This window comes from Flavobacterium degerlachei, assembly GCF_900106645.1.
Lineage (GTDB): Bacteria > Bacteroidota > Bacteroidia > Flavobacteriales > Flavobacteriaceae > Flavobacterium > Flavobacterium degerlachei.
The window spans coordinates 66,280-81,717 of the sequence record NZ_FNMV01000017.1; the positions used below are offsets into that span (position 1 = coordinate 66,280).

General features: G+C 32.5%; 12 protein-coding genes. 7 read left to right on the plus strand and 5 right to left on the minus strand.

The window, feature by feature from the left end; genetic code table 11:
* Window positions 1-115: 115 nt before the first annotated feature.
* The 5 genes from BLV91_RS15275 to BLV91_RS15295 all read right to left on the minus strand — a co-directional run bounded on the left by BLV91_RS15275 (window position 116) and on the right by BLV91_RS15295 (window position 8,442).
* Window positions 116-490: a methylglyoxal synthase gene (locus BLV91_RS15275; protein ID WP_091434830.1), complete on the minus strand. Its 375-nt coding sequence runs from the start codon at window positions 488-490 to the stop codon at window positions 116-118.
* A 13-nt stretch (window positions 491-503) separates the two neighbouring features.
* A complete protein-coding gene (locus tag BLV91_RS15280; RefSeq protein WP_091434832.1) occupies window positions 504-1,355 on the minus strand; it encodes an N-acetylglucosamine kinase in 852 nt (283 codons plus the stop codon).
* Between the two features lie 131 nt (window positions 1,356-1,486).
* Window positions 1,487-2,491 carry a type I glyceraldehyde-3-phosphate dehydrogenase gene (gene gap / locus BLV91_RS15285; protein ID WP_091434834.1) on the minus strand — a complete coding sequence of 335 codons (1,005 nt, stop codon included), beginning with the start codon at window positions 2,489-2,491 and terminating at the stop codon, window positions 1,487-1,489.
* A 67-nt stretch (window positions 2,492-2,558) separates the two neighbouring features.
* The gene (gene pfkA, locus BLV91_RS15290; RefSeq protein ID WP_091434836.1) at window positions 2,559-3,545 is read right to left on the minus strand and encodes a 6-phosphofructokinase; all 987 of its coding nucleotides are present in this window, start codon (window positions 3,543-3,545) and stop codon (window positions 2,559-2,561) included.
* Window positions 3,546-4,002: 457 nt separating this feature from the next.
* Entirely contained in the window at window positions 4,003-8,442 is a 4,440-nt protein-coding gene (locus BLV91_RS15295) for a translocation/assembly module TamB domain-containing protein (RefSeq protein WP_091434839.1), read from the minus strand.
* A gap of 197 nt (window positions 8,443-8,639) precedes the next feature.
* On the opposite strand from BLV91_RS15295, the gene tsaD reads away from it, so the two are divergent.
* The 7 genes from tsaD to BLV91_RS15330 all read left to right on the plus strand — a co-directional run bounded on the left by tsaD (window position 8,640) and on the right by BLV91_RS15330 (window position 15,393).
* On the plus strand, window positions 8,640-9,662 hold the full coding sequence (tsaD, locus tag BLV91_RS15300; protein WP_091434841.1) for a tRNA (adenosine(37)-N6)-threonylcarbamoyltransferase complex transferase subunit TsaD: 1,023 nt from the start codon (window positions 8,640-8,642) through the stop codon (window positions 9,660-9,662).
* A 3-nt stretch (window positions 9,663-9,665) separates the two neighbouring features.
* Window positions 9,666-10,373, plus strand: a complete 708-nt coding sequence (locus BLV91_RS15305; RefSeq protein ID WP_091434843.1) for a 16S rRNA (uracil(1498)-N(3))-methyltransferase — start codon at window positions 9,666-9,668, stop codon at window positions 10,371-10,373.
* An 18-nt stretch (window positions 10,374-10,391) separates the two neighbouring features.
* Complete coding sequence (locus tag BLV91_RS15310) at window positions 10,392-11,030, plus strand: DUF4159 domain-containing protein (RefSeq protein WP_091434845.1); 639 nt, start codon at window positions 10,392-10,394, stop codon at window positions 11,028-11,030.
* Window positions 11,031-11,581: 551 nt separating this feature from the next.
* Window positions 11,582-12,532: a zinc metalloprotease gene (locus BLV91_RS15315; RefSeq protein WP_091434847.1), complete on the plus strand. Its 951-nt coding sequence runs from the start codon at window positions 11,582-11,584 to the stop codon at window positions 12,530-12,532.
* 325 nt (window positions 12,533-12,857) lie between these two features.
* The gene (locus tag BLV91_RS15320) at window positions 12,858-13,949 is read left to right on the plus strand and encodes an AI-2E family transporter (protein ID WP_091434849.1); all 1,092 of its coding nucleotides are present in this window, start codon (window positions 12,858-12,860) and stop codon (window positions 13,947-13,949) included.
* Window positions 13,950-13,951: 2 nt separating this feature from the next.
* Complete coding sequence (locus tag BLV91_RS15325) at window positions 13,952-15,133, plus strand: THUMP-like domain-containing protein (protein ID WP_091434851.1); 1,182 nt, start codon at window positions 13,952-13,954, stop codon at window positions 15,131-15,133.
* A gap of 2 nt (window positions 15,134-15,135) precedes the next feature.
* Window positions 15,136-15,393: a hypothetical protein gene (locus BLV91_RS15330; protein WP_175514022.1), complete on the plus strand. Its 258-nt coding sequence runs from the start codon at window positions 15,136-15,138 to the stop codon at window positions 15,391-15,393.
* Window positions 15,394-15,438: the final 45 nt, after the last annotated feature.

Genomic DNA, 15,438 nt, shown 5'->3' on the forward strand with positions numbered 1-15,438 from the left:
AAAAATGTCCCGACTTATATAAAAGCGGGACATTTTTTTTTGATACTATTCTAATAAAAAAACCGTTTCAGTATATGAAACGGTTTAAGTATATATATATTCAGAATATAAAATTCTATAATTTCATTGTAATTGCATTTAAAAGCAACTGAGCAGTAGCTTCATTTGTTGCAATTGGCACATTATGAACATCACAAACACGAAGCAACATATTGATATCTACTTCATGAGCGTGGCTCGCTAGCGGATCTTTAAAGAACAAAACCATTTTAGTTTTACCCTCTGCTACTCTTGAAGCAATTTGAGCGTCACCTCCCAAAGGTCCCGAAAGCATTTTTTTAACCTTAAATCCAGCCTTTTCGGCCTTACTTCCAGTTGTTCCAGTTGCTACGAGTTTTATTTTTTCATTTTGTAAAATAGCAGTGTTTTTATTCAAAAACTGAACCATATCTGCTTTTTTACCGTCATGTGCAATAATTGCAATTTCCATAGCTAATGTTCTATTATTTATTTGCTATATGATAAGCTATTAGTCCGTCAATAGGTCTTCTAAGAACGTTCCCTAATTTTAAATCATATTTATCAAAAGTCTGTTGCAACTCGTCTTTCAAATAGAAAGCGATAGAACCTACAAAATGCACAGGAACTTCCTTACAGTTATCGTATTGCCTTATATAGTTTTTTACAAACGATTTCATTCCCTTGAAAATGATTTTTTTGCAAAACTCTGTGTCTTTATGTTGAATTAAAAACTTGGCAAAAGTTGCCAAATACGCATTCGGATTAGGTTCCTTATATAATTTACTTTTAACAGCATCTGGGTCTAAATCATATTCTTTTTCAAATTCTACTGCCAATTCTTTTGGCATTTTATTGAAATAGTATTTTCTGATCAATTCTTTTCCAAAAACATTTCCACTACAGTCATCCATTACAATATAACCCAATGATTGCACTTTTTGATGTAATTCTTTACCGTCAAAATAACTACAGTTTGATCCAGTTCCCAAAATACTAACAATCGCTTTTTGTCCCTTAGGAGTAGTAGCATAAACTGCAGCATAAGTATCCTCTTCAACTGAAATTATGGCGTTTGGAAAATAACTTTTAAAAACTTGCGATAAGCTAAGCTTCATTCTATCAGTCCCACAACCTGCTCCATAAAAAAACAAATGTGTTGCATTTTTTTTGTTTTGCAAGATATCAAAACGATCATTTAGACGTTCAATAATTTCATCTGCCTCTAGTACCTCAGGGTTTAATCCCAAAGTTTGTGTTGTAAACAACACTTTACCATTATCATCTATCGCTATCCAATCGGCTTTCGTAGAACCACTATCAACTATTAATCTCATCTTTTTGGTTTTTGGTTTTGGATTTCTATTCTCAATCTAAGATCGATATGGTTAAATCCGATACAATATAAAAATAAAAAAATAAAATCCCGTCAAAAAATATTTTGACGGGACTAAATAACTAAATAATATTATTTTAATGCAGAAATGTGTACTGCTAAGTCAATCAATTTACTTGAATAACCATATTCATTATCATACCAAGAGATGATTTTAAAGAAAGTTGAATTTAATCCAATTCCACCGTTAGCATCAATGATAGAAGTTCTAGAGTCACCAACAAAATCTTGAGAAACAACTAAATCTTCAGTAAATCCTAATACACCTTTCATTGTAGTTTCAGAAGCTAATTTTAAAGTAGCCATGATTTCTTCATAAGAAGTTTCTTTCGCAACTTTTACAGTTAAATCTACTGCAGATACATCTGTTGTAGGAACACGGAAAGCCATTCCTGTTAATTTTCCATTCAATTCTGGAATTACTTTTCCTACTGCTTTTGCAGCACCTGTAGATGAAGGGATGATGTTACATGAAGCAGCACGTCCACCTCTCCAGTCTTTTCTAGAAGGACCGTCAGTTGTCATTTGAGTTGAAGTTGTAGCATGAACAGTAGTCATTAACGCTTCAACAATTCCAAAATTATCATTTATAACTTTAGCTAATGGAGCTAAACAGTTAGTTGTACAAGATGCATTTGAAACAATAAGGTCACTAGCTAAAGCTTTATCGTGATTTACTCCCATTACAAACATCGGAGCATCAGCAGAAGGAGCAGAAATAATTACTTTCTTAGCACCACCTTTGATATGCTCATTCGCAGTTTCAACTGTAGTAAAGAAACCAGTACATTCAGCAACTACATCAACATCAACTTCATTCCATTTCAAGTCAGCTGGATTTCTTTCAGCAGTGATACGAATATTTTTTCCGTTTACGAAAAGTTGTCCATCTTTTACTTCAACAGTACCATTAAAACGTCCGTGAACTGAATCGTATTTCAATAAGTAAGCTAAATGATCAACGTCTAATAAATCATTGATTGCTACTACCTCTACATTGTCTCTATTAAAAGACTCTCTAAAAACAATTCTTCCTATTCTACCAAATCCGTTTATTCCTAATTTTACTTTTGACATTTTTTTATTTTTTTGTGATTAACGTATTAAAAAGTCTAATTTCCTCACTATAAACTTTACTCTATTTTTATGTTGACATGATGTCAGAAACTCTTAACAATTCTCTATCAATCTCTGATTTTCCTTTTATGGCTTGCTCCAAAGGAGTTAGATTTACTTTGTCATTCTGCAAACCTACCATATAACTTGACTTTCCTTCTAACAAAGATTCTACTGCTTTCACACCTAATCTACTAGCTAGAACTCTATCAAAACAAGAAGGTGATCCACCACGTTGCATATGGCCTAAAACAGAAACTCTAACATCATATTCAGGTAAATTTGCTTCTACGTAATCTTTCAGTTCAAATACATTTTTACCTATTTTATCACCTTCTGCGATTACCACAATACTTGATGATTTACCAGACGCTTTACTCTTTTGCAAAGAATCTAACAATCTTTCTAATCCTAAGTCTTCTTCTGGAATAAGTATCTCTTCGGCACCAGCACCAATACCAGCATTTAAAGCAATATGACCGGCATCTCTACCCATAACCTCTACAAAGAACAATCGGTTATGCGAACTAGCAGTATCTCTAATTTTATCAATTACATCCACTACGGTGTTTAAGGCTGTGTCATATCCTAGTGTGTGACTAGTCCCGAATATATCATTATCAATTGTTCCTGGAATTCCCATTACTGGAAAATCAAATTCAGTATTAAATATCAAACCTCCGGTAAATGTTCCGTCTCCTCCAATTACCACTAAGGCATCAATCCCTGCTTTCACAAGATGTGCATGGGCTTTTTTTCTTCCTTCTGGAGTTCTAAACTCAATAGAACGAGCTGATTTTAAAACTGTCCCCCCTTTATTGACAATATTATTTACACTTCGAGGTCCCATTTCTTTGAAGTCACCTTCAATCATTCCTTGATATCCTCTATAAATTCCTATACATTCAATGTTATGGTACGCACAAGTTCTAACAACTGATCTTATGGCGGCATTCATTCCAGGAGAATCTCCCCCTGAAGTAAGAACCCCTACTTTTTTTATTGTTTTTGGCATTATTTAAGTATTAAAGTGTAAAATTAACAAACATATTACACTTTTAGCGTTATCTTTTTACTAAATTAGTTAAGTGAATTAAATTCAAACGTTTTCGTTAATAAGTTTTATTAAAATCAAAAAAAACACAGTTTTTATTCACAAAAGTTAATTTTTTCAATTTTTAATTGATAATTAACTAATAATAGACAAAAACACCTCTGTTTTGACTACTAATATTCAAGACTAGAAACTTGCGATTCACGCTCCTCTTTTTAACGAGCTTAAAAAAAGGAAACAACTATTTATCCTCTAAGTATTTTTTTGAAAAAACAAATAGCAAGTAAAAACTATTTCAAGTCATTTAAGACTATTACCAACTGGACTATTTATTTATTCTAAGTTTTTTTTTTGTAGATTATTAGGAATCGAAGAAAATGTAGAGTAAGACCTTTTGTACTAAAACCATTAAGAAGATTCAATCTTCATTCGGAATTATTGCTTCCTGATTTTTCTTGGGTTTTTCAGATTGCGGTGCCTTAGGCTTAGAAAAATTTATATATTCTGGCGCTAAATTTGAATCCTGAAATTGATCAACAGCTGCTTTTTCACTACCTAATGTGTGATTTTTGAATATTTTATTGACCAATTCCTTGAAAGTATCAAAATCGACCTCATATGAAACACCAATTCCCTGTGTATACCCAATACCTTGCCCAATATAATTTATATCATTTTCTCTATTAAACAGGCGTAAGTTTAACGTTCCATCCTCATTTACCCTATATTGAATTTCTAAATCCCCTACAATTGCAGATTCATTTATACCTCCAAATGGAACCCCAACTTTTCCATTTATTGTTATTCTTTCATTGATTTTTGACGAGATGGTAGCTACAACACGACCGTCCGTTTCCTGGCCGATTCTTCTATCTGCAGAAATATAATTAAGTCCTACTTTAAATTTTTCATTATCTGATTGAATAATTCCTCCCAATAAACTGGATGCTGTTTCAAACAAACTTCCTGAAAAGTCAGACTGATTGACTCCTTCAGAACTTAAAAAACCACCTGAGGATAATAAATATAACGCTTGTGTTTGTCGTACATCCTTATCATTAAGTTTATACTGAATCTCTGATTTTAGAACATTACTAACCGTAGGGAATTCGATATTAAAATCAGGCTCCGGACTAGCTAAATCACCACGTATACCAATAATTACTTCCACTGGCACTTTCCTATTAAACGATGAATTTTCTAATAAAACAGCTGGGTTTGCAATCGTTTTATATACCGCTTCTAAATTCAATTGGGCTTTCATAGGATTTCCTTCCCAAATAATAGAACCTCCTTTTTTAACATCAAACTTCTTGTCTATAAGTCCTCCGTACTTGAAGTTATAACTTCCTTCATATGCCTGGAAATCACCCCACATATTAAATTTACCCAATGTATTGATCTTGAAAAGTAACGAACCGAAACCCTTCCCTTTCATTCCATGTCCTGAATTTCTGTCTAAAATTACTTCAATCTCTGCATCTGGAGTTATATCAAGATCAAACTCTAGTCCAAGCCCTTTATATCGTCGACTATCCTCAACAATTCCCATTTTTATATTATACTTTTCTTTTTCGGTCAAAAAATGAACGAAGGCATTTTCGCTGACACTTTCGGCGGAGTTAATCGGAATTTTGACTTCAGTACCTTTTTCAGATTTTGCCTCAACCTTAATAAACAAGCCATTCGTTGGCCCTTTAATAGTTGCACTTCCGTCAATAAACGCAGTTCCATAATATGCGGCATCTTCACTATCTTTTGTGTCAAGTACCAACAACCTTCTGGAATCAATAGATAAATCTAATTTCCAATCCCCAAAATTATTATGTTCAACAACTCCATTCAGCACACCCTTTGTACCAAATTTTGAATCGGTCAGAGTATTGTTTCTAAACAAAAACCGTTGTTCAGCAAGATCAATTACTGATCTTTCGTTTAATTCATAATCGACATTGAGATAAGGAATGGTCAAACCAGCATCATCTAGAAAAAGTCGGCCATTAATATCTGGTTTATCAACATTACCCCTGATAGTAGCATTCCCTGTAACCAATCCCCTAATTTTGGATATTACATCTCCTCCTAATGAACCTAATACTCCCAAATTAAATTTAGCCAGTTTTAAATTCATATCAAGAACCGTTTCCTTATTTACAATTTTGAAATTTCCATAGGCATTAAAAGATTCTAAATTTTCATTTTCCAAGAAAGAATTTATGGTAAATTTCTCCAAATTCTGATCTCCTTCGATATCAAATTTAAGAATACCCAGATCAGTTTCATTAATATTTAAATGATCTATAACTAATGATGCGGTAGGTTTATAAATCTCATCATTTTGTTTGAAATTTACAGCTCCATTTATATTCCCATTAAAAACGAACTTGCTGCTTGCTGGAGTAATTTTAAACAAATCAACATCCTTAAAGCTTAATTTCAAATCTTTATTTATGTTATCTTTTATAGTACCCTTGAGCGATATAGCCTGATCTTCATGAGAAAGTATAATGTCGTCAATATTGAAATTTTTAAAAGCCTTATCAAAAACAATCTGATTGTTTGGAGTTTCATCTTCATTCAAAAACCAGAGATAATCTTTAAATTTCATCTCAGATTTATTTATCCCTACCACATTTTCATTATTCTTATTTATTGTATGATAAAGATTCAAGTTAAAATAATCCTCTCCTTGCGATCCTCCTTTAAATTCTGATCTAAAGAACAGGGTGTCTTTCATTGTTACGTTAATCAAACTAAAGTCACGAACTTTATAGTATTTCGTTTTAATACTATCTAGTTCAATGTAAGCATTATAAAGAGGGTTTTTATTATCTATTGCCACTCTGATATTGTCAAAAATATTTTTTGAAGCTACAATTTGAGGAGAATTAAAGTTGAGCTTAAACTCCTGAATATCTGACTTTATATTCCCTTTAACAACGGTATTTGAACCAATGGAAATTTCAGGATAGAATATTTCAATGATTTTATTATAAATAGTGAAGTTAAACTTCAAAAACTGTCCCTTATTCACCTTGTCAGGTTTGAAATTTGTATACAAGCTTCCCAACGAATTCTTGACTAAATTACCTAATTGGTCGAATTGAAACTTACCCACAATTTCACCTTGAACAATATCAGGAGAATTCACTGTAATCGTACGCACTCGATCTTGATCAAAACTGGAATTTATATTAAAATCATCAAAACTATAAGTATCCTTTTCATTCTGATACGACGTTTCTTTTATATAAATATTTCCTTCCAAATTTTCAATTGTATTACCGCTTACTTGAACAACAACATCACCTTTAAAAACGGAAACAGAATCTTTTACTAATTTTAACCTATGCAAATCAGCATTTTCAACATTAATATGAAAATCATATTTATTGTCCTTATTACTTAAGTCCAATAAACCGTCAAAATTCATCGTAAGATTTGGGTCATTTACAGAAATTTGCCCCTTATAATTTGGAGCTTTAAAGTTTCCGTTTAAAACTATATTATTATAGGTATAATCTTTGAAATCTATTTTGCTAACATCCCCTTTTATTGCGGTATTCAGATATTTTTCAGTAAACCCTACTCCATCAACATCAATGTTCATTGTTATTTTCCCAAGGTCTTTTCGTTCCAATAATGTTCCTATATCAAAATCATCCAACACAATCTTACCTACATAAGATGCTTTATCAATAAAGTCAATACGATTCATCTCTAATTGAGACTGCACTTTTCCTAGATCGGTAAGCATTGAAAAATCAGCATCAAGGCTAGTGGCACTTAACTGAGAATTACCAATCAAAGTGAAATTCCCTATTTTTTTCACCTCTTTAGGCAATTTTTTGCCCAAAACATTTGGAAGTAAACGTACCAATTTTTCATAACTGCTTGAAATTTTATCAAAATTCCCATCCATAAAAAACCTTTGCTCTTTATTTCCAAAGAGATTTTTGAAATTTACATTTCCTACTATTTGAGATTTATTGGAATCAACAAGCTTTAATTTTGTAACATTTAAATTATTTAAGGTCCCTTTAATACTAGCATTAATTGTAAAGTATTGATTTTTCCCCAATTCATTATAAAAATGTCTAATGTCATTGGTAGCCAATTTCGAAGAGTTAATATTCACATCAAACTTGACCTTATCAGTAAAGTTTGAAAAATCCTCGATCTTGTAATTCAAAAAGATATCCCCTTTCAATTTTGACTCTTTGGTCGATAAGTCAAGTGCTTCAAGCTTTATACTTTTTTTAGTATAACTAAACTTAGAACTCAAATTAACAACATACAAACCATGGTGGTCCTGAAAAGACATTCTATTAATTGTAGTTTTTACAGCAGGGCCATACAATAGAAAATCACTAATACTGGCATTAAGTCTGGTAAAATCAACATCTTTGGGATTTGCTTTGTTCTCATCAGTTAGGATAAAGTGCCCATCTGAAATATAGGCTCTATTTGCCTTTAGTAAAAAATGCTTACCCGATGGTTTCCCGGTATTGAAAGCATTTATAAATTTATCAATATTAGTTTCCTTTTCGTTTTTATACGTTTTCAAATTAAACAGCAAGCCGTCTAAACGAATGTTTCCAAATATTAAATCACCATCCAATATTTTTTTCCCTTCTAATATATTGGTATTAATAATTTTAGAATAAATTAAGGTATCATTATGATGATCTAAAATCAAGACATTCTTAAATTTTACTCCCCCAAAAACCGAAACTCTAACTCCTTCAATACCTATATGGGTACCATAGTCTTTATTTATGCTGTTAGTAAAATATATGGCTATTTTAGTCTGAACAAAGGGCAACGAAAGAGCAATACCAACTGCCAATAATAGCACGATAAGGCCGAGAATAAAGCGAAAAAGTATTTTAATGAATTTTTTGATACCTAGTATGTTGTTATAATTTTTTAATTATTCATTTTGCCCAAGGAAAGAGCGGCACCTTTAATAAAAATTCTTTAATTTTGGCTGCGCCGTAAAATTAAAAAAATAATAACGGCGTGTCAAATATAATTCAAAATTTGTGCCCTTTTATGCAAAATTCCGAGGTTTTTATTTTAGCAATCGAAAGTTCCTGTGATGACACGGCAGCAGCCGTTTTACATAACGATAAAGTACTGTCGAATGTTGTTGCAAATCAATTAATTCACACCCAATATGGAGGCGTTGTACCTGAATTAGCTTCTCGTGCACACCAACAAAATATTGTTCCGGTAATTGACGCTGCACTTCGCAATGCCAATATTAAAAAAGAACAGTTGTCCGCAATAGCATTTACTCAGGGTCCCGGTTTGATGGGATCACTCCTTGTAGGGAGTTCTTTTGCAAAATCAATGGCTTCAGCCTTAGATATTCCACTTATTGCTGTCAATCATATGCATGCCCATATATTAGCCCATTTTATTGGTGAAGAAGGATATGAAAAACCGAGTTTCCCCTTTTTGGCCTTGACTATAAGTGGAGGACATACGCAGATTGTAAAAGTGGACGACTTTTTTGATTTGACCATTATTGGAGAAACAACGGATGATGCGGTAGGTGAAGCTTTTGATAAAAGCGCAAAAATCCTTGGACTACCCTATCCTGGTGGTCCTCTAGTTGACAAGTACGCACAATTGGGAAACCCAAAAGCCTTTGCCTTTACAAAACCGAAAGTACCTGGATTGAATTTCAGTTTTTCAGGACTTAAAACGGCAATCTTGTATTTTGTTCAGAAGAAAAAACTGGAGAACCCCAATTTTATTGAGGAAAATCTAAATGATATTTGCGCTTCTATACAATATACAATAGTTGAAATATTGATGGACAAATTAAAATTAGCCGTAAAAGAAACAGGTATAAAGCAAATTGCTATTGGCGGAGGTGTTTCTGCTAATTCTGGCATTAGGAAAACCATTAAAGAAGCCGAACAAAAATACGGTTGGAAGACTTTTATTCCAAAATTCGAATACACAACCGATAATGCTGCAATGATTGGAATTGTAGGTTATCAAAAGTTTTTATCACAAAAATTCGAAACTTCAGCAGTCGTTTCAAAAGCACGAATTCAATTCTAAACTATGCAATTATTTTACAATCCTAATATTGATGAAACTACTGAAAACTTTTCTTTTGATAAAGAGGAAAGCAAACATATAATAAAAGTATTACGCAAAAAAGACAGTGATATTTTATTTGTAACCAATGGATCAGGTTATTTATTTGAAACTGAAATCACTTTGGCTTCTGATAGTAAATGCACAGTTAAGGTACTTTCTTTCGAAAAAAAACCAGCCCCGAAATTTCATTTACATCTTGCAGTTGCCCCAACAAAAATGAATGACCGTTACGAATGGTTTCTGGAAAAAGCAACCGAGATTGGTATTAGTGAAATTACCCCTATTATTTGTGACCGCTCTGAACGAAAAGTAATCAAGAATGACCGCTTTGATAAAATAATTTTGACTGCCATGAAGCAGGCTAATGAATTATATCTTCCAAAATTGAACGAAGCCATTACATTTAAAGAGTTTTTGAAACATAAAAATGAAGGCTTACAATTGATTGCACATTGCGAAGAAACAGATAAGAAAACACTGAAATCAGTTTTAAAACCTAATGAAAGTGTTACCCTACTTATAGGTCCAGAAGGTGATTTTTCAGAGAAAGAAATCGCATTGGCATTAGAAAAAAAATACGTTCCGGTATCACTAGGAAATACCAGACTGAGAACAGAAACGGCAGCAATTGTAGCCTGTCACAGCGTTGTTTTCTTTAATGAAGAGTAACCTTATTTAAAAGGAATTATGAAAAGAATATATTCAGTTTTACTGTTAATTTCTATTGCTTCATTTTCTCAAGAAATCGCATTGGTAAAATATGGTGGCGGTGGGGATTGGTATGCCAACCCTACATCGCTTCCCAATTTGGTCAAATATTGCAATGCCAACATAAATACTCGAATAAACAGCAAACCCGCTACCGTTGAACCAGGAAGTCCAAATCTATTTTCCTATCCTTTCCTTCATATGACCGGCCATGGAAATGTCGTTTTCAGCGATTCAGAGGTAACTAACCTTAACAAATACTTACTTTCAGGCGGTTTCCTCCACATTGATGACAATTACGGAATGGACCAATATATTAGAAAGGAAATAAAGAAAATATTCCCCAATAACGCATTGGTAGAAATACCTGCAAATCACCCCATCTTTCAAAAACCATTTCTTTTCGCTAACGGATTGCCCAAAATCCATGAACATGATGGAAAACGCCCACAAGCATTTGGGATTTTTTCAGACAATAGACTGGTATTACTTTATACATTCCAAAGCGATTTAGGCGATGGATGGGAAGATCAAGAAGTACATAATGACCCAACTACTGTGCATCAAAAAGCACTAAAAATGGGAGCTAACATCATCAATTATATTTTTAATAATTAAATAACATTGCTTTCCATTTTCAAGCAGTGACACAACTCCTTTTACCATAAATTTTATTTTTACAAGATAGTCTTACACTATGTTATATAATGCAATAATCCTTACTGTATTTATTAAAATGAAATACAATTTCATTATACATCTTTCGCTAAATTTTATCTGCTTTAATTAAAAAGCAAATGATGAACTCCCGAAGGAGAGTTTCCTCCCTAAATGAAATTGACAATCTGATATATATAGATCATTTTACTAGCTGAAATTCTCTAAAAAAAATAAATCACTATTTTTTAAAAATAAATTTATCGGTTAAAGTGTGTTATTTAATCGTTAAACTGCATTTTATTTGTATAATTATTTTTATATATAAGTTATTTCTTATAAATATATAAATATTATTTTTCCGCTACCACTGTAACAGCCCGTCAAATAAGACTTTCTATTTTCTTGTTAAAATATTACTAATAAATATTTTTTTTATTAATCATTTTTGTTATAAAATTGCGTCATTATTAACCAAAACAAAATTTTATTAACAAATACCAAAACCTATTATGAAAAAATTACTATTATCCGCAATGGCATTAATGATGTTGTTTTCTTGCCAAAATGACCAGACGGACTCTACAGATTTATCAGCTTCGGCAGTTACAAAACGTGGTTGTGCTTCTCAAGATGTGTTAGATGCACAATTAAAAGCCGACCCGACTTTAGCTTTGAAAATGAACCAAATCGAAGCCTTTACTCAAAAATCGATGTTAACCAATCGTTTAGTGAATGGCAAAATAGTCATTCCAGTAGTAGTTAATGTATTGTATAGAACTGCCGCAGAGAATATCTCAGATGCCCAAATTCAATCTCAAATAGATGTTTTAAATCAAGATTATAATGCTACAAACCCTGACTTTAACAGCGTTCCTTCTGAGTTTGCTGGAGTAGCGGCTAATGTAGGAATCACTTTTGAATTGGTACAAGTTATTAGAAAATCTACTAACAAAACCTCTTGGGGAACTAGAGACGTAATGAAAAATTCAAAAAGAGGTGGAATTGATCCTACATCACCTGAAACAACACTTAACATGTGGGCTTGTACAATTGGTGGTGGAATCTTGGGTTATGCCCAATTTCCTGGAGGCTCTAGTTCAACTGATGGAGTTGTAATTGATTCAAATTATTTTGGAGTATCTGGCGCAGCAAGCTACCCTTACAACTTAGGAAGAACAGGAAGTCATGAAGTAGGTCACTGGATGAACCTAAGACACATTTGGGGTGATGCCTCTTGTGGAAATGATTTAGTATCTGATACTCCAGTTCACAAAACATCAAACTTTGGAGTTCCAACTTATCCTTACGTAAGTACTTGTCTTCCTGCTCATAATGAAATGACAATGAACTATATGGATTATACAGACGACAGAGGTATGTATATGTTTACAAACGGTCAAAAATCAAGAATGTCAGCTTTATTTGTTTCTGGTGGAGCTAGATCAGGTTTTGGAATTTAAATTTCAATACTATTGATATTACAAACTCGCTACTTAGTAGCGAGTTTTTTTTTAATATTTATTATAAATGACTTTTAACTGAGTCTCACAAATTCACGAAAAGACTAATGTAATAGTCATAATCTTTTGTCATTAAAATATTTAAAAGATCCTGACAGCAGCGCCTTGCAAATGTTCACAAAGGTTGAACATCAAACGTGACTATACTATTTGTCTATGGCAGATGGAGATAGTTGTAGCGGATAAAAACCTTGAACAATAGAAAAGAAAATTCATTGCATATTAGCTAGTTTTTTTATCTTTATGCGCAAATATAAATTACACCATGATTACATCAAAAACCATTTCCAATGGGATTCTTCGCGCCTTACTAACAGTCGTACTTTGTAGTTTAATTTTATACTTTTTCTATCAGATTCAGTCTGTACTGATTTATTTGGCTGTTTCCCTGATTCTAACCTTGATTGGACTTCCTGTTTTACACTTTTTTAAAAAGCGCTTCAAGTTCAATCATCTTTTTGCAACTATTGCAACGGTGATATTATTCCTATTGATTATCCTAGGCTTTATCATGATGTTTATCCCTTTGATTTTATCACAAGGTCAAAATTTATCACTTCTCAATACCGCTGAAATTGAAAAAAGTATAGTGCAGTTAATGAATCAGTTTGCATTATTTCTGGAGAGCTATCATATTGACTCCTCCGAAATGTTGAAAGAAGCTAATATAACTTCAAAAATAAATTTTAATGTAGTTCCCAATTTTCTAAACGCAATCGTAGCGACAATCAGTAGTTTTGGAATAGGTTTAGGTGCTGTACTATTTATAACTTTTTTCTTTTTAAAAGACCGTGTAGTATTTATGAAAGGGGCTAGAAAGTTAATCCCAGACACGCATGAGGATAAAATTTTGAATTCTCTAGACAAAATTAACAACTTACTATCGCGTTATTTCATCGGATTACTACTGCAATTGTTTATTGTATTTATTTTATATCTAATTGTTTTATTAATTTTTGGTGTTCCTAATTTCTTAATCATTGCCTTTTTATGTGCGGTACTAAACATAATTCCATACATTGGTCCGTTAATTGCATCCGTGTTAGCCGCCATTTTAACAATGATGAGTAATTTAGGTAGTGACTTTCAATCAGAAATTTTACCAACTACCATCTATGTTTTAATAGGATTCTGGCTTGTTCAAGTAATCGACAACAACTTGTCACAACCGATAATTTTTTCCAAAAGTGTTAGCTCACATCCTTTAGAAATATTCCTCGTTATTTTGATCGCAGGTTATCTTTTTGGCATTTTAGGAATGATCATTGCCGTTCCTTTTTATACAATTATAAAAGTAATAGGTAAAGAATTCTTTCCCGAGAATACCGTAATCCGACTATTAACAAAAAATTTATAATCTTGGATTTAACGATTCTAAATCCCGAAATTCAATCGTTTATTAAAGCAAATATCGATAAACGAATTTCAACTTTAGCGCTTCAAAAAAACCCTTTTCCAGATGTGGAATGGATTTCGATTTTGAACCAAATTGAAGCTAAAGCAAAAGCTAAGGATAAGTTACCCATTTGGTTCGACACTAAAAACATCATTTATCCCAGTAAAATTTCGATAGAGCAAACCTCCTCGGAAAAAACCGCTTTGCATAAAGCTTCTATCATCGCAGGAGAGTCGCTAATCGATTTAACGGGTGGTTTTGGTGTAGATGATTATTATTTTTCGAAAAAAGTAAAAACTGTCGCCCATTGTGAAATCAATTTAGAGCTTTCAAATATAGTCAAACATAATTTTGAACAATTAGAGGCTAAGAACATCACATGCTACCCCGGAGATAGCACATCAACTTTAGAAACATTAAATCAAAAATGGGATTGGATCTATATTGACCCTTCCAGAAGGAATGATGCTAAAGGAAAAGTATTCCTACTTAAGGACTGTTTACCTAATGTTCCCGAAAATCTCGACTACTATTTTGAGAATACAAATGCCATACTAATAAAAACAGCGCCTCTTCTCGATATTTCTGCTGGATTATCAGAGCTCAAGCATGTGAAAAAAATTCATATTATAGCTTTGGAAAATGAAGTGAAAGAGCTTTTATGGGAATTGCATTCCAACTATACTGGAAAAGTCCAGATTAAAACTGTAAATATCCTTAAAGAAAAAACAGAGTCTTTTGATTTTATATTAAATGAAGAAACTAAACCACCAACTTATGGTCTGCCACAAAAATATGTGTATGAACCCAATAGTGCCATAATGAAGTCAGGAGGTTTTGATCAAGTGGGTTTGTTTTACAACTTAGACAAGCTACACAAACATTCGCACATTTACACATCAGCAAGCCTAGTTCCATTCCCAGGAAGAGTGTTTGAAGTTGAAAATTGTATTCCCTACAACAAAACTGAAATGAAAACTTACTTACAAAATAAAAAGGCGAACATCACAACCCGTAATTTCCAAGATACGGTTGAAAATATCCGCAAAAAATGGAAAATTAAAGAAGGAGGAGATACGTATTGTTTCTTTACAACTGATACAAATAATAATAAAATAGTATTAATTTGCACCAAAATAAAATAAAAATGAAACACCTAATTACCATCACTTTAATCTTCTTAAGCTTTAATGCATTTGCACAAAAACCATGTGAATATAGCGAAAATATTTCTGATTCTATAGGAGACTATAAATCAACAAAGACATATATGATTTACGAGAAAAATTTTGCTGGTAACACCAACTATATCTTTTTCTCATTAGCTGTAACCGACGCTCTGCCAACCCTAAATGGGATCATGTCCAAAACCTGTGGAGCGATAAAAATCACGCATAAATATTAGTTAGTCTAAAAAGAAAGAATTCCACATTTCTAACGCCTCTAAACT